The sequence below is a fragment of the Streptomyces sp. NPDC001714 genome (assembly GCF_042892755.1).
In the GTDB taxonomy this organism is placed as follows: Bacteria; Actinomycetota; Actinomycetes; order Streptomycetales; family Streptomycetaceae; genus Streptomyces.
Genome location: NZ_JBIAUL010000007.1, coordinates 157892 through 182064 on the forward strand (window position 1 = coordinate 157892; position 24173 = coordinate 182064).

The following is a 24173-nucleotide window of genomic DNA, read 5'->3' on the forward strand; positions in this document are numbered from 1 at the left end:
CATGCCCGGAGGGGACGTGAACCCCTCCGGGTGTGTCGCCGGACCGCGGCCTCGGTCCGACGTCCGTCCTCCACAGACTGCCTCGCGACGTTGTCGGACGCGAGCCGTACTCTGGGGCCCATGCAGACCCCGGCGGACCCGCAGGACCGGCACGAGTACCCGTCCCACTGGGAGGCTGACGTGGTGCTGCGCGACGGGGGTACCGCGCGCATCCGGCCCATCACCGTCGATGACGCCGAGCGCCTGGTCAGCTTCTACGAGCAGGTCTCGGACGAGTCGAAGTACTACCGCTTCTTCGCGCCCTACCCCAGGCTCTCCGCCAAGGACGTCCACCGCTTCACGCACCACGACTTTGTGGACAGGGTGGGACTCGCGGCCACCATCGGCGGCGAGTTCATCGCAACCGTACGCTATGACCGCATCGGCGCCGACGGAACGCCCGCCTCCGCGCCCGCCGACGAGGCCGAGGTCGCGTTCCTCGTCCAGGACGCCCACCAGGGGCGGGGTGTCGCCTCCGCCCTCCTCGAGCACATCGCGGCCGTCGCGCGCGAGCGCGGGATCCGCCGCTTCGCCGCCGAGGTGCTGCCCGCCAACACCAGGATGATCAAGGTGTTCATGGACGCGGGCTACACCCAGAAGCGCAGCTTCGAGGACGGTGTCGTCCGGCTGGAGTTCGACCTGGAGCCCACGGACCGCTCCCTCGCCGTGCAGCGCGCCCGCGAGCAGCGCGCGGAGGCCCGTTCGGTACGACGCCTGCTGGCACCGGGGTCCGTGGCCGTGATCGGAGTCGGCCGCGCGCCCGGCGGGGTCGGCCGCAGCGTCCTCGGCAACCTGAGGGACGCCGGTTTCACCGGCCGCCTGCACGCCGTGAACCAGGCCTTCCCGGACGACCTCAAGGAGGTCGACGGGGTGCCCGCGCACCGCTCGGTGCGGGACATCGACGGGCCTGTCGACCTCGCGGTGGTCGCCGTACCCGCCGAGCACGTGCCCGAGGTCGTCACCGAGTGCGGCGAACACGGCGTCCAGGGGCTCGTGGTCCTCGCCGCCGGCTACGCGGAGAGCGGACCCGACGGCCGCGAGCGGCAGCGCGCGCTCGTCCGGCAGGCCCGCACGTACGGCATGCGGATCATCGGCCCCAACGCCTTCGGGATCATCAACACCGCGGCCGACGTCCGGCTGAACGCCTCCCTCGCACCCGAGATGCCCCGCCCCGGCCGCATCGGCCTGTTCGCCCAGTCCGGCGCCATCGGCATCGCCCTGCTGTCGCGGCTTCACCGGCGCGGCGGCGGCGTCACCGGCACCACGGGCGTCTCCACCTTCGTCTCCTCCGGCAACCGCGCGGACGTCTCCGGCAACGACGTCCTCCAGTACTGGTACGACGACCCCGAGACCGACGTCGTCCTCATGTACCTGGAGTCCATCGGCAACCCGCGCAAGTTCACCCGCCTCGCGCGGCGGACGGGGGCGGCGAAGCCGCTGGTCGTGGTGCAGGGCGCCGGGCAGGCGCCGCCGGGCCACGCGGTACGGGCGACGCGGCTGCCGCACGCCACGGTGTCCGCGCTGCTCAGGCAGGCCGGCGTGATCCGCGTCGACACGATCACCGAGCTGGTCGACGCCGGGCTGCTGCTCGCGCGGCAGCCGCTGCCGGCGGGGCCGCGGGTGGCGATCATCGGCAACTCGGAGTCGCTCGGGCTGCTGACCTACGACCGGTGCCTGGCCGAGGGGCTGCGGCCGGCCCGGCCGCTGGACCTGACGACGCGGGCGAGTGCGGCGGACTTCCACCGGGCGCTGTCGCGGGCGCTGGCCGACGAGTCGTGCGACGCGGTGGTCGTCACGGCGATCCCGACGATCGGGGAGGGGGCGGTGGGGGACGCGGAGCTGGCGGAGGCGCTCAGGTCGGCGGCGGAGGGGGTTCCCGGGAAGCCGGTGCTCGTGGTGCACGTGGAGCTCGGGGGGCTGGCGGAGGCGTTGTCGGCTGCGGGCCGTACCGCACCGCAAGCGGCTGCGCCGGCACCCGGCACCGGTGGCGGTGCCCACCCCTTCCGCCCTGCGGAACGCCTGCCCACCGAGGTACCAGCGAAGCTCCCCACCCCCCACACCCCCTACTCCCGTCTCATCCCCGCCTACCCCGCCGCCGAGCGGGCCGTTCGGGCGCTCGCCGAGGCTGTCAAGTACGCGCAGTGGCAGCGGGAGGCCGCCGAGCCCGGGAAGGTGCCCGAGTTCGACGACATCGACGAGCGGGGCGCCGCCGAGCTGATCGGCGCGCTGCTCGAGCGCGGCGAGGGGCTCACCATCGGCGTCGAGGAGACCTGCCGGCTGCTCGGCAAGTACGGCATCGGCGTGCACCGCGCGCTGCCCGCCCCCACCCCCGATGCCGCCGTCGCAGCCGCCCGTGACCTCGGCTACCCCGTCGCCCTCAAGGCCACCGCTCCTCACCTGCGCCACCGCGCCGACCTGGGCGGGGTGCGGCTCGACCTGGCGGACGAAGAGCAACTGCGCCGGGCGTACGAGGAGTTGAGCGAGTTGTTCGGGCCGCCCGAGGAGCTGCGGCCGGTGGTGCAGCGGATGGCGCCCCGGGGTGTCGACACCGTCGTACGCGCCGTGATCGACCCGGCCGCCGGGGCCGTGGTGTCCTTCGGCCTCGCCGGGGCCGCCTCGCAGCTGCTCGGCGACATGGCGCACCGGCTGGTTCCGGTCACCGACCGGGACGCCACCTCACTGGTGCGTTCGATCCGGACCGCGCCCCTGCTGTTCGGGTGGCGCGGCTCGGCCCCCGTCGACACGCCCGCCCTGGAGGAACTGCTGCTCAGGGTCTCCCGGCTGGTCGACGACCACCCCGAGGTGGTCGCGGTCACCCTGGAGCCGGTCGTGGTCGCCCGGCAGGGCGTGAGCGTCCTCGGTGCCACCGTCCGCCTCGCACCACCGCCGGCCCGCGACGATCTGGGACCCCGCACCCTGCCCGCCTACTGACCGCCCACCGGCCGCGTCGAACACCCGCCCACCTCGGCGGCGTTCGACGCGGCCGCGCGCGACGGCGGCGGCGTCGGACGCGAGCGCGCACGACTGGCCCGGGTCCCCTTGCCCACGGATTAGGATGGACGCCATGGCCAAGACCAGTACGACGACCCAGGGGCTGCGTGTCGCGATCGAGCGCAGCGGCTACTACCCGGCCCTCGTGGCCGAGGCGGTGGAGGCCGCCATCGGCGGCGAGCCGATCCGGTCGTACCTGGTCCACCAGGAGACGACGTTCGACCAGAACGAGGTGCGGCGGCACGTGACCGTCCTCGTCCTCACCGGCAACCGCTTCATCGTCAGCCACACCGACGAGCAGGCCGCCGACAGCACCTCCCCGACGCCGTACGCCACCACCTCTACCGAGTCGGTCAAGCTCGGCCGGATCTCGTCGGTGGTGGTGAGCCGGGTCGTGGCCAACCCGGAGCAGTACACGCCGGGCACCCTGCCCCGCGAGATCGTGCTGACCATCGGCTGGGGTGCCGTCTCCCGCATCGACCTGGAGCCCGCCGCCTGCGGCGACCCCAACTGCGAGGCCGACCACGGCTACACCGGCAACTCCACGGCGGACGACCTCAGCCTGCGGGTCAGCGAGGCCGGGGACGGCCCGGAGACGGTGCGCCAGGCGCTCGCCTTCGCGCAGGCCATCTCCGAGGCGACCGCGGACGTCACCCGCTGATGGCGTACGCCGCCTGGGACCATCCGGAACCCCTCGCCCTCGGCTCCGCGCCGCTGCCCGAGTACGGCAGCGGTTCCCTCGCCGACCTCCTGCCCACCCTGGCCGCGGGCATGGCCGTACCCGGAATGACCGCGTCGATCACGGAGCTGACGCCCGCCGACCGCAACTGCGTCTTCCTGATCGACGGGCTCGGCTGGGAGCAGATCAAGGCCCACCCGGACGAGGCACCCTTCCTCACCTCGCTGCTCGGCAGCTCGCGCGGCGGCACGGGACGGCCCCTCACCGCCGGCTACCCGGCGACCACCGCGACCTCCCTCGCCTCCGTCGGCACCGGTCTGCCCCCGGGCGCGCACGGCCTGCCCGGCTACACGGTCCGCAACCCGCAGACCCGGGAGCTGATGAACCAGCTGCGCTGGCAGCCCTGGACCGACCCGGCCGCCTGGCAGCCGTACCCCACCGTCTTCCAGCTCGCCGCCGACGCGGGGGTGCACTCCGCTCAGGTGTCCTCCCCGCACTTCGAACACACCCCCCTCACCAAGGTCGCGCTCAGCGGCGGAACGTTTCACGGGCGGCTGACCGGCGAGGAGCGGATGGACCTCGCCGCCGAGCAACTCGCCGCCGCCGACCGTGCCCTGGTGTACACGTACTACGCCGAACTGGACGGCGCCGGGCACCGCTACGGCGTGGACTCCGACACCTGGCGCGGCCAGCTCATGCACGTGGACCGGCTCGTGCAGCGGCTCGCCGAGCAGCTCCCGGCGCGCAGCGCGCTGTACGTCACCGCCGACCACGGCATGGTCGACATCCCGTTCGACGAACAGCACCGCATCGACTTCGACGAGGACTGGGAGCTCAAGGCGGGCGTCGCCCTGCTCGGCGGCGAGGGGCGGGCCCGGCACGTCTACGCGGTGCCCGGCGCCGCGAGCGACGTCCTGACCTGCTGGCGCGAGGTGCTCGGCGAGCAGTTCTGGGTGGCCTCGCGGGACGAGGCGATCGCGGCCGGCTGGTTCGGCCCGCCGGACCGGTTCGAGGAGCGGGTGTACGACCGGATCGGCGACGTGGTCGCGGCCGCGCACGACGACGTCCTGATCATCGCGTCCGAGCGGGAGCCCAAGGAGTCGGCGATGGTCGGCAACCACGGCTCGATGACCCCCGCCGAGCAGCTCGTGCCGCTGCTCGAAGTACGCTCCTGACACCCTGCCCCCACCACTGACCGAAAGGTGTTCAACTCGCCATGCCCGAGCTGGTGTTCTTCTCCGGAACGATGGACTGCGGGAAGTCGACGCTGGCGCTGCAGATCGCGCACAACCGGTCGGCGAGGGGGCTGCAGGGGCTGATCTTCACCCGGGACGACCGGGCGGGGGAGGGGAAGCTCTCGTCGCGGCTCGGACTGGTGACCGACGCGGTCGAGGCGGTGCCGGGCATGGATCTGTACGCCCACGTCGTCGACCGGGTGTCGCAGGGCGGCAGGGTCGACTACCTGATCGTGGACGAGGCGCAGTTCCTGGAGCCCGAGCAGATCGACCAACTGGCGCGGGTCGTGGACGACCTGGGCCTGGATGTCTTCTCCTTCGGTATCACCACCGACTTCCGCACGAAGCTCTTCCCCGGCTCGCGGCGGCTGATCGAGCTGGCGGACCGCCTGGAGACCCTCCAGGTGGAGGCGATGTGCTGGTGCGGGGCGCGTGCCACGCACAACGCCCGCACGGTGGGCGGCGAGATGGTGGTGGAGGGCGAGCAGGTCGTCGTCGGCGACGTGAGCAGCCCCGCGGCGGACGTCGGCTACGAGGTGCTGTGCCGGCGCCACCACCGCCGCCGCGTGACGAGCGCCTCCGCCCACGCCGGCGCGCTCTCTCCGGACGTTCTGCCCGTCACCTCCGACTGACCCACGTCACGCGGGTGCCCCGGCCTGACCTTGGCGCCGGCGCCCCCTGTGCCCCCGCCCCTTTCCGTGAGCGTGGCGAGCGCGTTCGCGGTGACCGCCCTTCCCGCGCGTACGCGACGCCGTCCGTCACGGCGGTGATCGCCGAGGTGTACGGCGGAGGCGGGAACTCCGGCGCGACCCTGCGACAACGGCGCGACGGACGACGGCACCGTCACCGCCGAGGCGACCCTCAAGCTGTTCACCGACGCCATCCGCGCGGCCGGCGGCCCGCGCTACTCCTGGCGCTACATCTCACCCGAGAACGACAAGGACGGCGGCGAGCCCGGCGGCAACATCCGTCAGGTCTTCCTCTTCAACCCCAAGCGGGTCTCCTTCACCGACCGGCCCGGCGGCGACGCGACCACGGGCACGGGTGTCGTCAAGACGCACAAGGGCGACCTACCTACTCTCCCGGCCGGATCGACCCGACCAGCGACGCCTGGGACGACAGCCGCAAGCCGCTGGTGGGCGAGTTCGCCTTCCAGGGCCGGACCGTCTTCGTCGTCGCCGACCACTTCGTCTCCAAGGGCGGCGACCAGCCCCTGCACGGCCGCTGCCAGCCGCCCGCCCGCAGCTCGGAGACCAGCGCGGCCCAGGCCACCGAGGTCAACACCTTCGTCAAGTCCCTGCTCGCGGCGGACAAGGACGCCAAGGCCGTGGTGCTCGGCGACCTGAACGACTACGAGTTCTCGCAGACGGTGACCGATCTGGCGGACGGCGGTGTCCTGACCCCGCTGATCACCACCGTGCCGGCCGACCAGCGCTACACCTACGTGTACGACGGCAACTCGCAGACCCTGGACCACATCCTGACCAGCCGGCGGTGACCCACGTCGCCTACGACGTGGTGCACAACAACGCCGAGTTCGCGGACCAGGCCGGCGACCACGACCCGCAGATCGTACGGATCGACGTCAGCAAGTGCCGGAAGCACTGGCCGAGCCCACCGCGGCGTGGGACGGGTGGACGCGCACCGTTCCACTCCGGCGGCGGCTCAGCGCGGGCTCTCGATCACCGAGAAGACCGCTCCCTCCGGGTCGGCCACCGTCGCGACCCGCCCGTGCGCGCTGTCCCGGGCCGGCCTCAGCACCTGCCCGCCCAGCTCGGCGACCTCCCGCAGGGTCGCGTCCGCGTCGGCCACCTCGAAGTACGTCAGCCAGTGCGGCCCCCGGTCCCGGGGCAGCGAGAGGCCGACGCCGTGGATGCCGGCCACCGGGCGGCCCCCGACGTGCAGGGTCACGTAGTCGAAGTCGGCGGACACCACCGGCTCCTCCTCGTAACCGAACACCGTCTCGTAGAACTTGGCGACGCTCGACGTCTCGAAGGTGAGCAGTTCGTCCCAGACCGGTGTGCCCGGGACGCCGGTCAGGGTCGTGCCGAGATGGGCCGATCCCTGCCAGATGCCGAACACCGCGCCCGAGGGGTCGGAGGCGATCGCCAGCCGCCCGGCCTCGGCGGCGTCCAGCGGGCCGACGCCCACCGTGCCGCCGCACAGCCGGGCCGTCTCGGCCGTCAGGTCCACGTCGTCCGAGGCGAAGTACGGCGTCCACGCGATCGGCAGACGCAGGTCCGGCGACAGCTGCCCGATGCCCGCGACCTCCCGCCCGTCGAGCAGGGCCCGGACATAGGGGCCGAGCTGCTGCGGGCCGGGCTCGAACTCCCAGCCGAACAAGGTGCCGTAGAACTCCTCGGTCGCGGTCAAGCCGTGCACCATCAGACTCACCCAGCAGGGGGTGCCGGGCGCGCGCCGAGCGTGCGTGTCGCCGTTCGGGCCGGCTGCTCCCCGTACCTCGGTCATCGTCACTCTCTCCTCGGCCCCTCGCGGTGGCCGTGTCGCTTCCGCTCTCCGGACCGGCTGTGCCGCAGCCGCGGACACGCCCCGTGCCGATGCTCGCACCCTCCGTGGTGGCCTGCGTCCACGGCCGTGGGGCGGCTCCGCCGCGAGGATGCCTGGTCTGCCGTTTCTCGCCCGTTTCCGGTCGATTGCCGTCGGGTGTCCATCAGCTGCACAGCATGTGCCCGATCCCGTACGCCCGGTGATCGAGGCTGTCCGGCCGAGCAGAGTAGTCGTACCTGGACGATGCGGCCACCCCTGGCGTAAGGATGGGGCCATGGAAGCCATCATCACCGCAACCGAACTCGCCGACGACCTGACCGGGCCGACCCCGCCCGTCCTGCTGGACGTCCGCTGGCAGCTGACCGCGCCCGGCACCCCGCCCTTCGACGGCCGGGCGGCCTACGCGGCAGGGCATCTGCCGGGCGCCGTCTACGTGCACCTGGACGGCGAACTCGCCTCGCCGCCCGGCGAGAACGGCCGGCATCCGCTGCCCGACCTGGCCGTCTTCGGCGCTGCGATGCGCCGTGCGGGGGTGTCGGCGGGCCGGCCGGTCGTGGTGTACGACGGCGGACAGGGCTGGGCGGCGGCGCGCGCCTGGTGGCTGCTGCGCTGGACGGGTCACCCGGACGTGCGGGTCCTCGACGGCGGGTTGCCGTCCTGGTCCGGCGCTCTTTCGACTGACGTGCCCGAGCCGGCCGAGGGTGACTTCGAACCGGCCCCGGGTGCGGGGCAGTTGCTCGACGCGGACGGGGCGGCGGCACTGGCCCGCTCGGGTGTGCTGTTCGACGCCCGCGCGGGCGAGCGGTACCGGGGTGACGTGGAGCCGATCGACCGGGTCGGCGGCCACATCCCGGGCGCCGTGTCGGCGCCGACCACCGGGAACGTCGGCCCGGACGGCCGCTTCCTGCCCGCCGCCGAACTCCGCGACCGCTTCAAGGGGCTGGGTGCCTCGGAGGGGGTCGAGGTGGGCGTGTACTGCGGCTCGGGCGTGTCCGGCGCCCACGAGGTGCTGGCGCTGGCCGTCGCGGGCATCGAGGCGGCGCTGTACGTCGGTTCGTGGTCGGAGTGGTCCGCCGACCCGTCCCGTCCGGTGGCGGTCGGCCCCGACCCGCAGTAGCGCAGAGCGCAGCGGAAGGAGGGGGCACGCGTGCGTGCCCCCTCCTTCCTGCTTCAGCCTCTTACTCCTGCTTCTTGCGCCGGGTCCCGAAGACGATCTCGTCCCAGCTCGGCACCGCGGCCCGGCGGCCGGGGCGGACGCCGTCGGCCTCGGCCTGGCGGTCGGTGGCACCGATCAGCCGGTCCCGGTGGCTGCCGACGGAGCGAGGCATGAGGACGTCCGCGTAGGCGGAGCCGGCCGAGGCCGCCGGGGCCGGCGGCTCCTCCTCCGCCGGTTCCGGAGCGGGCTCCTCCGGGACCTCCACCGGACGCTCCGGGACCACCATGTCGCCCCGGAAGCTCGGCACCGCCTCCAGCAGGCTGGTCAGCGAGTCGCGTTCGCCGGTCGTCTCCTCGACCGGTTCTGACGACTGCGCGGGCAGGCTCGGCCGCTCGCGGTCCCGGTCGCCGGAACGGTCCAGTGGACGGTCGCGTGGCAGCCGTGCGATGCGCGGCACGAACGGAAAGCTGGGCTCCGGTACGGCGAGGTCGTCGGACTCGCCGATCAGTGAGCGCGCCTCGTCGTCGACCGCCTGGACGAGCCGTCGCGGCGGGTCGTAGGTCCAGCTCGCCGAGTGCGGTTCGCCCGCGACCCGGTAGACGAGCAGAACCTCCCAGGTGCCGTCGTCGCGGCGCCAGGAGTCCCACTGCACGGTGTCCTTCTCGGCACCGCGCAGTACCAGTCGCTCCTGCACGGCCTCGCCGAGCAGCGGACCGGAGTTCTCGCCGGGCCGGCGGACGGGCGTCTTGCGCGCCCGCTCGGCCATGAAGGCGCGCTCGGCCAGTACCGGACCCTCGAAGCGCCGCACCCGGTCGACGGGGATCCCGGCGAGTTGCGCGACCTCTTCGGCCGTCGCGCCCGCTCGTATCCGCGCCTGGATGTCTCGGGGCCGGAGATGGCTCTCGACCTCGATCTCGATCTGTCCGAGCCGGGGCCGGTCGCCGCGTACGGCGGCACGGAGCCGTTCGTCGATCGGAAGGGTGTACTCCGTTGAGTCGGCAGCCTTGAGCACCAGCCGTGTGCCGTCATTGGAGACGGCCACGACACGCAGTTCGGGCATGGGGACCTCCCGGGTGGTGCCTGCCGACGTCACGTGCGTCGCTGCTTCCGCTAGTCGAGTGTGGCCTGCCCGGGTGCAGCCTGCCACAACCTTGCCGAGTTGCCCGGCGTGTCGGGCACGGGCCCTGCACCGCCGTTATGGCACGGTTACCTATTCGCAACGCTAAGTGACCAACTCCGTCACCCTGTGCAACTAGCCCCCTCCCGGCGGTCCTGCAAGGCCTCGGACGCCCTGGCGGGAGACCGGACCCAGGGCTCGCAACAGTACTCCATTCGGGCCACGTGCGTGGATTGGCGCGCCGCCCAACTTCTGGCAACAACCGCTCCCCGGCCGTTGTTTGCCCGTATCGGGCGATCTTGAACGTGGCGTACTTCACGCAATCCTCAGAAACGGAACTAATGGTTTCGTCCATACGTCCCTTTCCCCTGCGGTCGATCGAACAAGTACGGGAAGGACAGGCAAGGTTCGGGAATGGGTGAAAGGCCCGGTTCCGGTGACGAGACCGGTACGGGGGAGGAGGTGAAGGGAAGTTCGAAGCGGATCGACCTCAACGTGCCCCAGGTCGCGGGTGGCCCGGTGGCCGCGATGGTGGCCGCCGAACTCGCGTCCTGCTTCGGGAGGTTCTGGACCAGGCGGCAAACGCCCCCGGCGTCCGGCGAGTTCACCGAGGCGCCGTGCTACCGCGCCCGGGTGCGGACCCGGCGCCGCCCGGTGGTCGCGACCGCTCTGCTGTTCACGGTGACCATGGCCGGCATCACGGCCTGCGAACTGGTCCCCGGCGACAGCCTCGGCGGCGGCTCCGGTACGACGGCCGGCGGCGCGGTCAGCGGCGACACCACGTCGTCGGGGTCGTCCGGCGCCTCCGACTCCTCCGATGCCACGGATTCCCCGAGCTCTTCCGGTTCTTCGGGTTCTTCCGGCGCGAACTCCGGCGCGGGTACGGCCGCTTCGCCCGCCCCGTCCCCGTCGTCCTCCTCGGTGGCGTCCCCCGCGCCCGGGAGCGAGGGGACCGCGGCACCGTCGCCGAGCGGGTCCGCGGGCGGGGAGCCGAGCGCGGCCTGCACGCCCGACGACTCCTCGGCTACTGACCCAGAACCCTCCGCAGATAGTCGTTCTGGAACAGCCGGTCCGGATCGAGCCGGTCCCGCAGCGCCGTGAACTCGCCGAAGCGCGGGTAGACCTGGGCGAAGTAGTCCGCGTCCCGGGTGTGCACCTTGCCCCAGTGCGGGCGGCCCTCGTGCGCGGTGAAGATGCGCTCGGCGGCCGTGAAGTACGCCTGGTACGGCGTACCCCGGAACATGTGTACGGCGATGTAGGCGCTGTCCCGGGCGGAGGCGGTGGACAGGGCGATGTCGTCGGCGGGGGCGGTGCGGACCTCGACCGGGAAGTTCACCCTGAGACCGGAACGGTCGAGCATCGCCCTGAGTTCCCGCAGCGTGTCCACCAGCGCCTCGTGGGGCACCGCGTACTCCATCTCCACGAACCGCACCCGGCGCGGGGATGTGAAGACCTTGTACGGGATGTCCGTGTACGACCGCGCGGACAGTGCCGTGCTGGAGATCCGGGCGACCGTCGGAACGACGGCGGGTATCGCGCGGCCGAGCAACTGCGCGGCGTGGAAGACCCCGTTGGAGAGGAACTCGTCCTCGAACCAGCCGGCCAGCTGCCCCACCGGCTGCGGCGGGCCCGCGCTGCGGTTGTTGCGCTTGGTGTTGGTGTTGCCGGTGTGCGGGAACCAGTAGAACTCGAAGTGCTCGTTCTCGGTCCGGAGCTGGTCGAACTCGGCCAGCACGCGGTCCAGGGGCATCGGCTCCTCGCGCGCGGTGAGCAGGAAGACCGGCTCCACCGCGAACGTGATCGCGGTGACGATGCCCAGCGCGCCGAGGCCGACCCGCGCGGCCGCGAAGACCTCCGGGTTCTCCTTCTCCGAGCAGGTGAGCACCGAGCCGTCCGCGGTGACCAGTTCGAGTTCCCTGATCTGCGCGGCGAGCGAGCCGGACTCGCGTCCGGTGCCGTGGGTGCCGGTGCTGGTGGCCCCGGAGACCGTCTGCTCCATGATGTCGCCCATGTTGGTCAGCGACAGGCCCTCACGGGCCAGGGCCACGTTGAGTCTCTTGAGCGGGGTGCCGGCCTCCACCGTGACGGTCATGGCCTTGCGGTCGATGTTGCGGATGCCCGTCAGCAGTTGAGGGCGGATCGAGACACCGTCGGTCGCGGCGATCGCGGTGAAGGAGTGGCCGCTGCCGACCGCCTTCACCTTCAGGCCGTCCTCCGCCGCCTGCCGTACGGCCGCCGCCAGTTCGTCCACGGAGGCGGGCATGACCTCCCGCGTGGGGCGGACGGTGACATTCCCTCCCCAGTTACGCCACGTGCCGCTCTTCCCGCTCGCTGTACTGCTCAACGGTGCCTCCCCGACCCGTGACCGGCCTGCTGAGCCGGCGGTACCCGAGGAAACCGACCGCGACCGCGACGGCCCCGGACACGGCCGGAACCCCGTACCCGGCACGGGCGCCGGCCGCGTCGATCACCCAGCCGGCGACCGAGGAGCCGAGCGCCACCCCGACCGCGAGGCCGGTGCTCACCCAGGTCATGCCCTCGGTGAGTTTCGCGCGAGGTACGTGCTTTTCGATGAGGGACATCGTCGTGATCATCGTCGGTGCGATGGAGAGGCCCGCAACGAACAGCGCCACGGCCAGAAGCGGCAAGTTTCCGACCAGTAGGAGGGGGATCATACTCACGGCCATCGCGCATATGCCCAGCAGCCACCTGCGTTCCGGTCTCCCCGCGAACCGCAGGAGCCCGAAGACCGCCCCGGCCACGCAGGAGCCCGCCGCGTACAGCGCCAGGACGACGCTGGAGGCGGCCTTGTGGCCCTGTTCGTCGGCGAAGGCGACGGTCACCACGTCGACCGCCCCGAAGATGGCTCCGGTGGCCACGAAGGTCGCCACCAGCACCTGGAGGCCGGGCGCGCGGAGCGCCGAACCGCCGCTGTGGTGGCCGCGCGGATGCGGCTCGGGCTCGGTGGCCCGCTGGGCGGTCAGCCAGAAGACGCCGGCGGCGAGGAAGCAGGCGGCCAGCAGCGGGCCCGCCTCCGGGAACCAGGTCGTGGACAGGCCGATGGAGAGGATCGGCCCGAAGATGAAGCAGACCTCGTCGACGACGGACTCGAACGAGTAGGCGGTGTGCAGCTGCGGGGTGCCCCGGTAGAGGGCGGCCCAGCGGGCCCGGATCATCGCGCCCAGGCTCGGCACCGCGCCGATCCCGGCGGCGCACACGAACAGCACCCAGTCCGGTCCCCCGTAGTGCGCGGCGAGCAGCAGCCCGGCCGCCGCGGCGAGCGCGAGCAGGGTCGCGGGGCGCAGGACGCGGCGCTGGCCGTGCCGGTCGACCAGCCGGGAGACCTGCGGCCCGATCGCCGCGGCGGACAGCGCCATGGTGGCCGACAGCGCGCCCGCGAGCCCGTACCGCCCGCTGAGCTGGGAGATCATCGTGACCACGCCGATGCCCATCATGGACAGCGGCATCCGGCCGACGAAGCCCGCGGCGGAGAAGCCCTTGCTGCCGGGGGCGGCGAACAGGGCGCGATAGGGGCTGGGCACGGGGGTCTCCGACGGATGTGCGAGTAAGGCGTGATTGCGGCTGATACAGCTTACGAGCGAGGCCGCCGTGTTGCACCCGCCCGGCACCGGGGATAAACCTCCCGAATCCGACTCTTCACGCTCCTGTTTCCGGGCCGTCAGCGCCGGGTGGCAGGATCGGCTCATGTCAGACGCGCTCGATGCCACCCCCTACGACGCCCTGCTCCTGCTCTCCTTCGGCGGCCCGGAAGGCCCGGACGACGTGGTCCCGTTCCTGGAGAACGTGACGCGCGGGCGCGGTATCCCGAAGGAACGTCTCAAGGAAGTCGGGCAGCACTACTTCCTGTTCGGCGGGGTCAGCCCGATCAACGACCAGAACCGCGCCCTGCTGGACGCCCTGCGCAAGGACTTCGCCGAGCACGGCCTTGACCTGCCCATCTACTGGGGCAACCGCAACTGGGCGCCGTACCTGACGGACACCCTGCGCGAGATGGTCGCCGACGGCCGCCGCCGCATCCTGGTGCTCGCCACCAGCGCCTACGCCTCCTACTCGGGCTGCCGCCAGTACCGCGAGAACCTCGCGGACTCGCTGGCCGCGCTGGAGGCCGAGGGCCTCGAACTCCCCAAGGTCGACAAGCTGCGGCACTACTTCAATCACCCCGGCTTCCTCGACCCGATGATCGACGGAGTGCTGGCATCCCTCGCCGACCTCCCCGAGGACGTCCGCGCGGGCGCCCACATCGCCTTCACCACCCACTCCATCCCGACCGCGTCCGCCGACACCTCCGGCCCGGTCGAGACGCACGGCGAGGGCGGCGCGTACGTCGAGGAGCACCTGGACGTGGCCGAGCTGATCGCCGACGCGGTCCGGGAGCGCACCGGTATCGACCACCCCTGGCGGCTCGTCTACCAGTCCCGCTCCGGCGCCCCGCACATCCCGTGGCTGGAGCCGGACATCTGCGACCACCTGGAGGCGCTGCACGGCGCCGGGGTCCCGGCCGTCGTCATGGCCCCCATCGGGTTCGTCTCCGACCACATGGAGGTCCTCTACGACCTCGACACGGAGGCCACCGCCAAGGCCGAGGAGCTGGGTCTGCCGGTACGGCGGTCGGCGACCGTCGGGGACGACCCGCGGTTCGCCGCCGCGATCCGCGAGCTGGTCCTGGAGCGCGCCGCCGCGGAGAGCGGGCGGGAGGTCACGCCCTGCGCCCTGGGCGCGCTCGGCGCGAGCCACAACGTCTGCCCGGTCGGCTGCTGCCCGGCCCGCGCCCCCCGCCCGGCCGCGGCCGGTGCCGACAGCCCCTACGCGTGAGGAACCCCGTGATCGACGCCCTGCACACGGACCTGCTGGACCTCGCCCGGGAGGCGGCCGCCCGCGCGGGCGAGCTGCTGCGGGACGGCCGGCCGGCCGACCTCGCCGTGGCCCGGACCAAGTCCAGCCCGATCGACGTGGTGACCGAGATGGACATCGCGGCGGAGAAACTGATCACCGACCTGATCGCCGGCCACCGCCCCGACGACGGCTTCCTCGGCGAGGAGGGCGCGTCGACGGAGGGCACGAGCGGCGTCCGCTGGGTGATCGACCCGCTCGACGGCACGGTGAACTACCTGTACGGGCTGCCGACGTGGGCGGTCTCCATCGCCGCCGAGCAGGACGGGGAGACCGTGGTCGGCGTCGTGGCGGCCCCGATGCGCGGCGAGACGTACCACGCGGTGCGCGGCGGCGGGGCCTGGGCGACCGGGGCGTGGGAGGGCGAGCGTGAGCTGCGCTGCCGCCCGGCGCCGCCGCTGGACCAGGCGCTGGTGTCGACCGGCTTCAACTACGTCACCGCCGTCCGCACCCACCAGGCCGAGGTCGCGGCCCGGCTGATCCCGCTGCTCCGCGACATCCGGCGCAGCGGGTCGGCCGCGATCGACCTGTGCGACCTGGCCTGCGGCCGGCTGGACGGCTACTACGAGCGCGGCCTCAACGCCTGGGACTGGGGAGCGGGCGACCTCATCGCCCGTGAGGCCGGCGCCCTGACCGGTGGCCGCCCCGGAGAGCGCCCCGCACGCGACCTGACGGTCGCCGGCTCCCCGGGCGTCTTCGAGCCCCTCCAGCGCCTCCTGGAGGACTTCGGAGCCTGGCACGACTGAAACCCGCCGCCCGCCGCGGCCGAGCGCCGCGGCGGTGGGGGAAGTGGTCGGTGACGTGGAAGGAACGGCGGCCCGAAGACCGCGACCGCCGAGTGCTGTCGGGCACCGCCGGACACCACCGTCGTGGCGCGCCGCCGCGGCGGCGCGAAAGGATTCCGGGCACCGGCCTTGCTGAGCGGGTCCGGCGAAGTCCCCTGCGTGGTCCGCGCCCCGCAGGGGCGCTGGGGGTCGGTCCCCCCGGCCGAAGGCTGGGGGAGGAACTGCGCGATCAGCCACGACGGCGCCGTGGTCGACCGAAGCGCGTCTCGCGGCATCTCCAGCGGAGCGCTCAGAGCTCTGGGCATCGGTCTCGCAGCTCAGAGCTCTGGGCATCGGTCTCGCAAGGGTCCGGGAGTCCGGAACACCCGTGCCCGAGAGGTCCGGGCGCCCGGACAGCCGGTCCCGGGAAAAAGATCCCGGGGCTTGGCGGTCGGCAGGAATCGAACGCCGATGCGGGGGAAAGGATCAGGCAAGGGCAGGGCCCCGGCGCTGGATTCGCCGGGGCCCTGTTCTCGCGGTGCTGTGCTGCGGGACTGTCAGACGCTGGTCGCGCCGACTTCCACACCGTGTTCGGCTGCGAGGCGGCGCAGGTCGTCGAGCTCGGCCTGCTCCACTTCGACGAGGAAGTCGTCACCCTCGTCACGAGCCCGGGTGATGTCGGACTCGGTCGCCTTTATGCGCTGCAGAAGTCCTGCGGTGAATGCGTCCATGCTGCGCCCCCTCGTCCTGGGTCGTGGGTCGGTGGCACGGGGGTGTGCCGTTCGGAAGGGGCGATCACGTCTCTCGCGGGTGCCCAGCGCTGCCCTGCTGGGCGGCGACGGCGCCGGACACCCCCATCGTCCACTCTGCTGTAGCGGCGGTGTACGTACCGCATGGTGCTGCGGCACATGCAGAGCGTGATCGCGGGGTGTACATGCCGTCCTCCCCCCGCTCCTCTCCGTGGAAACCTCAACCGCAGGAGAAAATCTCGCATTCCCGCCCCGCGGCCTCGGATCCGGCTGCCCGGCCCCCTGTCTTACTGCCGACTTATGGCCGAAAAGGGCAGGATGGATGTCACACACCCCAAGGAGACCCCTGCCCGGGTGCGCCGGTGCGCGCTACGCGGGTGGACAGAGGAAGGACAAGCGACGTGCGCGTACTCGTCGTCGAGGACGAGCAACTGCTCGCCGATGCGGTGGCCACCGGACTGCGCCGGGAGGCCATGGCCGTCGACGTCGTGTACGACGGCGCGGCCGCCCTGGAGCGCATCGGCGTCAACGACTACGACGTGGTCGTCCTCGACCGTGACCTCCCCCTCGTGCACGGCGACGACGTCTGCCGCAAGATCGTCGAGCTCGGCATGCCCACCCGCGTGCTGATGCTGACGGCCTCCGGTGACGTCAGCGACCGCGTCGAGGGCCTGGAGATCGGCGCCGACGACTACCTCCCCAAGCCCTTCGCGTTCAGCGAGCTCATCGCGCGCGTCCGTGCCCTCGGCCGCCGTACCAGCGTGCCGCTGCCGCCGGTCCTGGAGCGCGCCGGGATCAAGCTGGACCCGAACCGCCGCGAGGTCTTCCGCGACGGCAAGGAGGTCCAGCTCGCGCCGAAGGAGTTCGCGGTGCTGGAGGTGCTGATGCGCAGCGAGGGCGCGGTGGTCTCCGCCGAGCAGCTCCTGGAGAAGGCGTGGGACGAGAACACCGACCCCTTCACCAACGTCGTGCGTGTGACCGTGATGACCCTGCGCCGCAAGCTGGGCGAGCCCCCGGTGATCGTCACCGTCCCCGGCTCGGGTTACCGGATCTGATGACCGTGGCCACCACCCCCGCACCCCCGCAGGCACCCCCCAAGCCCACCTGGGACCCGAGAAGACCACAGCCGGTCCTGCCGTGGCTGCGCCCGACCATCCGGATACGGCTCACCCTGCTGTACGGCGGCATGTTCCTGATCGCCGGCATCCTGCTGCTGTCGATCATCTACCTGCTGGCCGCCCAGGCGATCAGCACCGGCAACCAGCCGTTTTTCAAGATCATCGACGGTGCGAACATCCGGGTCTCCAGCGACAACTGCCCGGCGATCACCGGGACCAACAACCTGCAGATCTCGGACTTCAACGCCGCGATCGCCCAGTGCGTGGACCGCCAGCGCCAGGCGGCCCTGGACAACCTGCTCAGCCGTTCGCTCCTCGCCCTGCTGGGCCTGGCCGTGATCGCCTTCGCGTTCGGTTACGCGATGGCCGGCCGGGTGCTGTCCCCGCTCGGCCGGATCACCCGCACCGCCCGCGCGGTGGCCGGCTCGGACCTGTCCCGCCGGATCGAGCTGGACGGCCCGGACGACGAGCTCAAGGAACTCGCGGACACCTTCGACGACATGCTGGAGCGATTGCAGCGGGCGTTCACGGCCCAGCAGCGCTTCGTCGGCAACGCCTCGCACGAACTGCGCACACCTCTGGCGATCAACCGCACGCTCCTGGAGGTGCACCTCTCGGACCCGGGCGCGCCCGTGGAGCTGCAGCAGCTCGGCAAGACCCTGCTGGCCACCAACGAGCGCAGCGAGCAGCTCGTGGAGGGCCTGCTGCTGCTCGCCCGCAGCGACAACCAGATCGTCGAGCGCAAACCGGTCGACCTGGCCGAGGTGGCCTCCCAGGCCGTCGACCAGGTGCACGCCGAGGCGGAGGCCAAGGGTGTGACGATCCGGGGTGTACGGAACCCCGCCGTGGTCCAGGGCAACGGTGTGCTCCTGGAGCGGATCGCCCTGAACCTGCTGCAGAACGCCGTGCGCTACAACGTGCCCGAGGAAGGATGGGTCGAGGTCAACACCGAGATCCAGCACGGGCAGGCGGTGCTCTACGTCGCGAACACCGGGCCGGTGGTCCCGGCGTATGAGATCGACAACCTCTTCGAGCCCTTCAGACGGCTGCGTACCGAGCGAACGGGCAGCGACAAGGGTGTGGGCCTCGGTCTGTCCATCGTGCGGTCGGTGGCCCGGGCACACGGCGGGCACATCGTGGCCCAGCCCCGGGAGGGCGGCGGACTCGTGATGCGGGTCACGTTGCCGGTCTGATGTCGTTACAAGATCGCGACACACGCGGGGGGTGTTCGCTTTGCGCTGAATTTTCCAGCGGCGCGGCACATTCCCCTCTGTGTGATCGATCACAAGGGCGGATTTCCGGCCATCTACTCTCCGTGATCATGGCTAGGGGAATAAAGCCGGGAAAATCCCTGTTTTCAGGGGTCTTGATCACGGGAAGTACAGGGTGAGGCGCCTTTGGAGTGCCTCGACGGGACCGTGTACGGTCCCCATCGCCATTCAACCCGATCACTCTCGAGGGGTCCGGTTGGGTGTCGATTGAGTAACAGACCTTGATGTGAGGCAAAATCTCCGCCTCGGGTCGGGCACAAGTCCGGCCTCTCACGCGTTACGTGCGCTGGAGACACCGCAGACACCCAGAGGGGGAGAGCGACATGGCAACCGATTACGACACTCCACGCAAGACCGACGACGACGTCGACTCGGACAGCCTTGAAGAGCTGAAGGCACGGCGGAACGACAAGTCCACGTCCTCGGTGGACGTTGACGAGTTCGAGGCCGCCGAGGGCCTGGAGCTGCCCGGCGCGGACCTCTCGAACGAGGAGCTGGCCGTCCGGGTGCTGCCCAAGCAGCAGGACGAGTTCACCTGCATGAGCTGCTTCCTGGTGCACCACCGCAGCCAGCTGGCCCGCGAGAAGAACGGTCAGCCGATCTGCCGCGACTGCGACTGAGGGCGGGTCGGGCATGACTGGCTCGACCCCACCTCGGAAGCGCCGCTTCCCCATGCGGGGAGCGGACTCGGGGCCGTCCGACGGCCCACGTGCGCGTGATGACGAGCGGGGCTCACCCGACCCGGGAGCCTCGCTCGAACCGGCGGCCGGCCGGGGTGACCTCCCGGCGCCGACGGACAGGCCCGCGGGCGTCGCCCGGCTGGGGGTCCCCCCGCTCGAGCGAAGTCGAGAGCGGGGGAGGGCCTCGGCCATCCGCGACAAGGCCGTGGACATGGCCCGGGAAGGCGCCCGTAAGGGCGGCAGCCGGGCGAAAGCGGGGCTGGCGTACCTCGCCGACCGGATCATCGAGATCGCCCCTCGTGTCCCCGTACGTGACCTCGGGACCCTGCGCCGTCAGTTCCCGGGCCTCGGGCCCGAGCAGCTCGCCGACAAGCTGGTGGCGGGCGCGGCGGGCGCGACCTCGGCGGTCGGGGCCGGTGTCGGGGCGGCGGCGATGCTGCCGGTGCCACCGGCGATGCCGACCGAGCTGGCCGCGGAGATCACCGGAGTCGCGGCGATCGAGCTGAAGCTGATCGCCGAGCTCCACGAGGTGTACGGCGTGCGGCCGCCGGGGAACCTGAAAGCCCGCAGCACCGCGTATCTGTCCTCCTGGTCGGGGGAGCGCGGGATCGACGTGATGAAGCCGTCGACGATCAACACGGCCCTCGGGGGCCAGATGAAGCGCGAGCTGCGCCAGCAGATCATGAAGCGGGTGGTGCGGGACCTGCCCAACCTGATGCCGTTCATGGTGGGCGCCGCGGTGGGGGCGGTCATGAACCGCCGGGACACCAGAAAGCTCGCGTCGCGGATCCGGACGGACCTGAGAAAGATCCAGGTGCCGTGGGAGGAACTGCCGGAGCTGCCACCGCTGGAGAAGCCGGCCGAGCCGCTGCCGATCGCCGAGTTGCCGGAGGACTTCGGAGGCTGACGGGGCCGTCCCGGGCGCGCGGGAGGTTCGACACCGCCGGACTCCGCCGCCGTGGCCGAGCGCCGTCACGGCGGACACCGAGCTCCCCGGAGGCCGGCAAGGCCCCCAAAGCCCGACGAGACCCCGTGGCGGGGCGGGTTCGGCGCTATGCCTTCGTGCTGGTCTTCGCCGCCTCGATCGCCGCCGCCAGGGCCTCCGGCTCCCGGGTCGACAGGTACAGGTACGGGGTCGGGTCCTCCGGGTCCGTGACCTCCACGCGAAGGGCCCTCGGGATGTAGGAGCGCAGCAGCAGGAAGGCGCGGACGTCGGCCTTGTACGTGCGCCAGGCGCGCGCCTCGTCCGGGTCCAGGATCTCCGCCGGGCCGAGGGCCGACACCGGGATCTTCGCCTCCCCCGCGATCAGCGAGTCGCCGACGACCCGGATGCGCGGGGAGCCGTACGAGCTGGCCACCACCGCGGCCGCAGCGGTGCCGCCGGCCAGGCCGCCCAGCATCGGCAGGGTGCCGAACGGGAGCAGGATCAGGGCGAACGAGACGCCGACCAGGAAGCTGATGAACCACCAGGACCGGGGGGCGGTGAGGCGTTCTTCGTACGGGGTGGCGGAGAGCTGCATGGAGCCAAGCTTGGCACGGTGTCCGGATTCACCGGACGCGCGGGTAAGGTCTGCGGCTGTGAGTGGTAGTTCCGCAGCTCTTCAGCCCCCTGCCAGTGCCCGGAAACCGGAGCGGCACCCCGACGCGCCCGCGCCCGGTGAGCTCATCGGTGCACACTACGAACACTGTTTCGGGTGTGGGCACGAGCAGTCCCACGGGCTGCACCTGGAGGTACGGGCCGGCGAGGGCGTCTCCCTCACCGCGGAGTTCACCGTGCGCCCCGCCCACCAGGGCGCTCCGGGCCTCGCGCACGGCGGGGTGCTCGCCAGCGCCCTGGACGAGACGCTGGGCTCGCTCAACTGGCTGCTGCGGAAGATCGCCGTGACGGGACGGCTGGAGACCGACTTCGTGCGGCCCGTGCCCGTGGGCGCCACACTCCATCTGGAGGCCGAGGTGGTCGCCGTGGCCGGCCGGAAGATCTACTCGACCGTCACCGGGCGCATGGACGGCCCCGCGGGGCCCGTCGCCGTCCGCGCCGACGCCCTCTTCGTGGAGGTCCCGGTCGAGCACTTCGTCGACCACGGACGCGAGGAAGAGATCCAGGCCGCCATGAAGGACCCCGACCAGGCCCGGCGCGCCCGCGCCTTCGAGGTGAATCCGTGAACCCTGCGAACCCTCTCTCCCCCGCCCGTGCGGCAAGCCCGCTCGGCGTCCTCGTCCGCCGCGTCGACCCGGACGTACCGCTTCCGGCGTACGAGCACCCCGGTGACGCGGGAGCCGATCTGCGCACCACCGAGGCGTGCGAGCTGAGGCCCGGGGAACGGGCCGTACTGCCCACGGGGGTGTCGATCGCCCTCCCGGAGGGGTACGCGGCCTTCGTACACCCTCGATCGGGGCTCGCCGCCCGGTGCGGTGTGGCCCTCGTGAATGCCCCGGGGACGATTGATGCCGGGTACCGTGGAGAGATCAAGGTGATCGTGGTGAATCTCGACCCGCGCGAGGCGGTGCGGTTCGAGCGCTTCGACCGGATCGCCCAACTGGTCGTCCAGCAGGTCGAGAGGGTCCGTTTCCACGAGGTGGCGGAACTTCCCGGCTCGGCGCGGGCCGAGGGGGGCTTGGGGTCCACCGGCGGTCATGCCGCGGTGGGCGATGTGAGCGGCACAAGCGGTCAGGCCGCCGAGGGCGGTCGGACGGGTGGGAATCGATACGCTTCGGTCGTATCCGACCGGGAAGGACAGTGACGTGTTCGGACGTCGCAAGAAGAAGGGTGCCGCCGAGGACGCGGCCGGCGAGGCCGAGCAGGTCGTCGACAGCGTCGACACCGAGGCGGACGGGGAAGAGGGCGAGCGCGAGCGCGTTCGTCTGGAGCCGGAGCCACGGCCCGACGGGCCGTGGGACGACACCGAGGTGCGCGAGGCCGGCGAGGGCCGGGTGGACCTGGGCGGTCTGTTCGTGCCCGGCGTGGACGGCATGGAGCTCCGGGTCGAGGTCGCGGGCGACGCGATCGTCGCGGCGACCGTCGTGCTGCGCGACAGCGCCATCCAGCTGCAGGCCTTCGCCGCGCCCAAGCGCGAGGGCATCTGGGGCGAGGTCCGCGAGGAGATCGCGACCGGCATCACCCAGCAGGGTGGCATCGTCGACGAGGTCGAGGGTCCGCTGGGCTGGGAGCTGCGCGCCCAGGTGCCGGTGCAGCTGCCGGACGGCACGGGCGGCTTCCAGGTCGTGCGGTTCGTCGGTGTGGACGGTCCGCGCTGGTTCCTGCGCGGTGTGATCTCGGGGCAGGGCGCGGTGCAGCCGCAGGCCGCCGGGCTCCTCGAGCAGATCTTCCGGGACACCGTCGTGGTCCGCGGCGAGGGCCCGATGGCGCCCCGCGACCCGATCGTCCTGAAGCTGCCCAACGACGCTCAGATGGTCCCCGAGGGCGTCCAGCAGGAGGAGTCCTCGCGCTTCTCCGGCGGCATGGGCCAGCTCCAGCGCGGACCGGAGATCACCGAGGTCCGATAAGCAGGCAGGCAAGGCGACGAGGGCCGCATCCCGCGCGGGATGCGGCCCTTTCACATGCGCTCGGACCCCGGTGTGAACGGCTCTCGCTTACTTCACACCTTGACGGAAGTCTGGTCCGTACCTACGGTCTCCGTTCAACGCCTATGTTCACAGAGGCGCTCCATGTTCACATACGAGAACGTACGAGAACGGAGTCGCTGTGCGTCGCATCCCCCTGCTCGCGGCCGTGGGAGCACTGCTCCTGGGCGTCTTCACGGCCCCCGCCGCACACTCCGCCCCCAGCACCTTCGTGCATCCCGGAGTCACCGTCTCCAAGAGCCAGCTGGACTTCGCCCGCACCGAGGTGCTGGCCGGCGCCCAGCCCTGGAAGGCGGCCTACGACCAGATGATGGCGAGCAAGTACGCCGACCTGAACCGCACGCCGACCCCCTGGGCGACGGTCGAGTGCGGCTCGTACTCGAACCCCAACTACGGCTGCACCGACGAGCGCGAGGACGCGATCGCCGCCTATACGGACGCCCTGGCCTGGTACATCACCAAGGACGCCCGCTACGCGCAGAAGGCCATCCAGATCATGGACGCCTGGTCGGCCACCATCACCAGCCACACCAACAGCAACGCGCCCCTGCAGACCGGCTGGGCGGGCTCCTCCTGGCCCAAGGCCGCCGAGATCATCAGGTACACGTACACCGGCACCTGGGCCAACGAGGCCCGCTTCGCCACCATGCTGCGCAACGTGTACCTCCCCACCGTCATCAAGGGCTCCAACTCCAACGGCAACTGGGAGCTGTCGATGATGGAGGCCGCCGTCGGCATCTCCGTCTTCCTGGAGGACAGGACGTCGTACGACACGGCCATGGCGAAGTTCCGCACCCGCACCGCCGCCTACGTCTACCTGTCCTCCGACGGATCGGTGCCCAAGACCGTGCCCAGCCAGAACCTGGACACCACGGCCAAGATCGTCTCCTACTGGCAGGGCCAGTCCACCTTCGTCACCGGCCTCACCCAGGAGACCTGCCGGGACTTCACGCACACCGGGTACGGCATCTCCGCGATCTCGCACGTCGCCGAGACCAGCCGGATCCAGGGCGAGGACCTGTACGGCACGGACGTCGGCGAGCGGCTGCGGCAGGCGCTCGGCTTCCAGGCCAAGTACCAGCTGGGTACCACCGTCCCCAGCTGGCTCTGCGGCGGCTCCCTGAACCTGGGGCTCGGGCCCGTCACCGAGGTCGGCTACAACGCGCTCCACAACCGCCTCGGCATCGCCATGACCAACACCCAGACGCTGACCCTGAACAACCGCCCCGCGGGCACCAACAACCTCTTCGTCGCCTGGGAGACCCTCACCCACGGCGACAACCCCAACTGAACCGACGGCACGGGCGCCGGAGCCGCGGCACCGGCGCCCATCAGGGTTGCGTCAAAGATGCCCGCTGCCGGGGTCCGTGCGC

The 24173-nt window shown here is 71.8% G+C and carries 22 protein-coding genes and 1 pseudogene; 16 read left to right on the top strand and 7 right to left on the bottom strand.

Going from position 1 to position 24173, the window contains the following annotated elements; translation table 11 throughout:
• The first annotated feature begins 120 nt into the window (after window positions 1-120).
• The 5 genes and pseudogenes from ACFY0P_RS20055 to ACFY0P_RS20075 form a co-directional block, all read left to right on the top strand.
• Entirely contained in the window at window positions 121-2970 is a 2850-nt protein-coding gene (locus ACFY0P_RS20055) for a GNAT family N-acetyltransferase (RefSeq protein ID WP_388914487.1), read from the top strand.
• Window positions 2971-3094: 124 nt separating this feature from the next.
• Complete coding sequence (locus ACFY0P_RS20060; protein ID WP_093498645.1) at window positions 3095-3691, top strand: DUF5998 family protein; 597 nt, start codon at window positions 3095-3097, stop codon at window positions 3689-3691.
• Window positions 3691-4884 (top strand): alkaline phosphatase family protein, encoded by a 1194-nt coding sequence (locus ACFY0P_RS20065; protein ID WP_388914490.1) that lies wholly within the window; start codon window positions 3691-3693, stop codon window positions 4882-4884. Before ACFY0P_RS20060 ends, ACFY0P_RS20065 begins: the two co-directional genes overlap by 1 nt.
• Window positions 4885-4925: 41 nt before the next feature.
• Window positions 4926-5576, top strand: a complete 651-nt coding sequence (locus tag ACFY0P_RS20070; protein WP_388914493.1) for a thymidine kinase — start codon at window positions 4926-4928, stop codon at window positions 5574-5576.
• A 183-nt stretch (window positions 5577-5759) separates the two neighbouring features.
• A pseudogene (locus tag ACFY0P_RS20075) lies at window positions 5760-6531 on the top strand (endonuclease/exonuclease/phosphatase family protein); the annotation flags it as partial.
• A gap of 78 nt (window positions 6532-6609) precedes the next feature.
• Here ACFY0P_RS20075 and ACFY0P_RS20080 read toward each other — a convergent pair.
• Window positions 6610-7413, bottom strand: a complete 804-nt coding sequence (locus tag ACFY0P_RS20080; protein ID WP_388914495.1) for a VOC family protein — start codon at window positions 7411-7413, stop codon at window positions 6610-6612.
• Window positions 7414-7726: 313 nt separating this feature from the next.
• Here ACFY0P_RS20080 and ACFY0P_RS20085 point away from each other — a divergent pair, with 313 nt between their 5' ends.
• Window positions 7727-8569, top strand: coding sequence for a sulfurtransferase (locus ACFY0P_RS20085; RefSeq protein WP_388914498.1), 843 nt, complete (start codon window positions 7727-7729; stop codon window positions 8567-8569).
• A 61-nt stretch (window positions 8570-8630) separates the two neighbouring features.
• Here the strand turns inward: ACFY0P_RS20085 and sepH are convergent, their stop codons facing one another.
• The 4 genes from sepH to ACFY0P_RS20105 form a co-directional block, all read right to left on the bottom strand.
• Entirely contained in the window at window positions 8631-9668 is a 1038-nt protein-coding gene (gene sepH, locus ACFY0P_RS20090; RefSeq protein WP_388914501.1) for a septation protein SepH, read from the bottom strand.
• 677 nt (window positions 9669-10345) lie between these two features.
• Window positions 10346-10732, bottom strand: coding sequence for a hypothetical protein (locus ACFY0P_RS20095; protein ID WP_388914504.1), 387 nt, complete (start codon window positions 10730-10732; stop codon window positions 10346-10348).
• A gap of 17 nt (window positions 10733-10749) precedes the next feature.
• Complete coding sequence (locus ACFY0P_RS20100) at window positions 10750-12069, bottom strand: D-arabinono-1,4-lactone oxidase (RefSeq protein ID WP_388914507.1); 1320 nt, start codon at window positions 12067-12069, stop codon at window positions 10750-10752.
• On the bottom strand, window positions 12029-13267 hold the full coding sequence (locus ACFY0P_RS20105; RefSeq protein WP_388914510.1) for an MFS transporter: 1239 nt from the start codon (window positions 13265-13267) through the stop codon (window positions 12029-12031). The genes ACFY0P_RS20100 and ACFY0P_RS20105 overlap by 41 nt, the downstream gene beginning before the upstream one ends.
• 163 nt (window positions 13268-13430) lie before the next feature.
• Here ACFY0P_RS20105 and ACFY0P_RS20110 point away from each other — a divergent pair, with 163 nt between their 5' ends.
• Together ACFY0P_RS20110 and ACFY0P_RS20115 are read left to right on the top strand one after the other, a co-directional pair.
• Entirely contained in the window at window positions 13431-14558 is a 1128-nt protein-coding gene (locus tag ACFY0P_RS20110; RefSeq protein WP_388914513.1) for a ferrochelatase, read from the top strand.
• A gap of 8 nt (window positions 14559-14566) precedes the next feature.
• Window positions 14567-15382: an inositol monophosphatase family protein gene (locus tag ACFY0P_RS20115; protein ID WP_388915368.1), complete on the top strand. Its 816-nt coding sequence runs from the start codon at window positions 14567-14569 to the stop codon at window positions 15380-15382.
• Window positions 15383-15957: 575 nt separating this feature from the next.
• On the opposite strand, the gene ACFY0P_RS20120 is transcribed toward ACFY0P_RS20115, so the two are convergent.
• Entirely contained in the window at window positions 15958-16131 is a 174-nt protein-coding gene (locus tag ACFY0P_RS20120; RefSeq protein WP_167450044.1) for a hypothetical protein, read from the bottom strand.
• 419 nt (window positions 16132-16550) lie between these two features.
• Here ACFY0P_RS20120 and ACFY0P_RS20125 point away from each other — a divergent pair, with 419 nt between their 5' ends.
• From ACFY0P_RS20125 to ACFY0P_RS20140, 4 genes are all read left to right on the top strand, one after another.
• Window positions 16551-17204, top strand: coding sequence for a response regulator transcription factor (locus tag ACFY0P_RS20125; RefSeq protein ID WP_003993508.1), 654 nt, complete (start codon window positions 16551-16553; stop codon window positions 17202-17204).
• Window positions 17205-17209: 5 nt separating this feature from the next.
• Window positions 17210-18460 (top strand): sensor histidine kinase, encoded by a 1251-nt coding sequence (locus ACFY0P_RS20130; protein WP_388915371.1) that lies wholly within the window; start codon window positions 17210-17212, stop codon window positions 18458-18460.
• Between the two features lie 401 nt (window positions 18461-18861).
• Complete coding sequence (locus ACFY0P_RS20135) at window positions 18862-19158, top strand: DUF4193 domain-containing protein (RefSeq protein ID WP_003997302.1); 297 nt, start codon at window positions 18862-18864, stop codon at window positions 19156-19158.
• 13 nt (window positions 19159-19171) lie between these two features.
• The gene (locus ACFY0P_RS20140) at window positions 19172-20125 is read left to right on the top strand and encodes a hypothetical protein (RefSeq protein ID WP_388914515.1); all 954 of its coding nucleotides are present in this window, start codon (window positions 19172-19174) and stop codon (window positions 20123-20125) included.
• Between the two features lie 145 nt (window positions 20126-20270).
• Here ACFY0P_RS20140 and ACFY0P_RS20145 read toward each other — a convergent pair whose 3' ends face one another.
• Window positions 20271-20738 (bottom strand): DUF3093 domain-containing protein, encoded by a 468-nt coding sequence (locus tag ACFY0P_RS20145; RefSeq protein WP_388914518.1) that lies wholly within the window; start codon window positions 20736-20738, stop codon window positions 20271-20273.
• A gap of 58 nt (window positions 20739-20796) precedes the next feature.
• On the opposite strand from ACFY0P_RS20145, the gene ACFY0P_RS20150 reads away from it, so the two are divergent.
• The 4 genes from ACFY0P_RS20150 to ACFY0P_RS20165 all read left to right on the top strand — a co-directional run bounded on the left by ACFY0P_RS20150 (window position 20797) and on the right by ACFY0P_RS20165 (window position 24091).
• Window positions 20797-21381, top strand: coding sequence for a PaaI family thioesterase (locus ACFY0P_RS20150; protein WP_388914522.1), 585 nt, complete (start codon window positions 20797-20799; stop codon window positions 21379-21381).
• Window positions 21378-21959, top strand: a complete 582-nt coding sequence (dut, locus tag ACFY0P_RS20155) for a dUTP diphosphatase (protein ID WP_388914525.1) — start codon at window positions 21378-21380, stop codon at window positions 21957-21959. Before ACFY0P_RS20150 ends, dut begins: the two co-directional genes overlap by 4 nt.
• Before the next feature lies 1 nt (window position 21960).
• Window positions 21961-22722 (top strand): DUF3710 domain-containing protein, encoded by a 762-nt coding sequence (locus ACFY0P_RS20160; protein WP_388914528.1) that lies wholly within the window; start codon window positions 21961-21963, stop codon window positions 22720-22722.
• A 199-nt stretch (window positions 22723-22921) separates the two neighbouring features.
• Window positions 22922-24091, top strand: a complete 1170-nt coding sequence (locus tag ACFY0P_RS20165) for an alginate lyase family protein (protein ID WP_388914530.1) — start codon at window positions 22922-22924, stop codon at window positions 24089-24091.
• Window positions 24092-24173 lie beyond the last annotated feature (82 nt).

Coding starts and splice junctions, on each gene's coding strand:
- ACFY0P_RS20055 (WP_388914487.1), top strand. CDS start 121: ATGCAGACCCCGGCGGACCCGCAGGACCGGCACGAGTACCCGTCCCAC.
- ACFY0P_RS20060 (WP_093498645.1), top strand. CDS start 3,095: ATGGACGCCATGGCCAAGACCAGTACGACGACCCAGGGGCTGCGTGTC.
- ACFY0P_RS20065 (WP_388914490.1), top strand. CDS start 3,691: ATGGCGTACGCCGCCTGGGACCATCCGGAACCCCTCGCCCTCGGCTCC.
- ACFY0P_RS20070 (WP_388914493.1), top strand. CDS start 4,926: ATGCCCGAGCTGGTGTTCTTCTCCGGAACGATGGACTGCGGGAAGTCG.
- ACFY0P_RS20080 (WP_388914495.1), bottom strand. CDS start 7,413: ATGACCGAGGTACGGGGAGCAGCCGGCCCGAACGGCGACACGCACGCT.
- ACFY0P_RS20085 (WP_388914498.1), top strand. CDS start 7,727: ATGGAAGCCATCATCACCGCAACCGAACTCGCCGACGACCTGACCGGG.
- sepH (WP_388914501.1), bottom strand. CDS start 9,668: ATGCCCGAACTGCGTGTCGTGGCCGTCTCCAATGACGGCACACGGCTG.
- ACFY0P_RS20110 (WP_388914513.1), top strand. CDS start 13,431: ATGTCAGACGCGCTCGATGCCACCCCCTACGACGCCCTGCTCCTGCTC.
- ACFY0P_RS20120 (WP_167450044.1), bottom strand. CDS start 16,131: ATGGACGCATTCACCGCAGGACTTCTGCAGCGCATAAAGGCGACCGAG.
- ACFY0P_RS20135 (WP_003997302.1), top strand. CDS start 18,862: ATGGCAACCGATTACGACACTCCACGCAAGACCGACGACGACGTCGAC.
- ACFY0P_RS20140 (WP_388914515.1), top strand. CDS start 19,172: ATGACTGGCTCGACCCCACCTCGGAAGCGCCGCTTCCCCATGCGGGGA.
- ACFY0P_RS20145 (WP_388914518.1), bottom strand. CDS start 20,738: ATGCAGCTCTCCGCCACCCCGTACGAAGAACGCCTCACCGCCCCCCGG.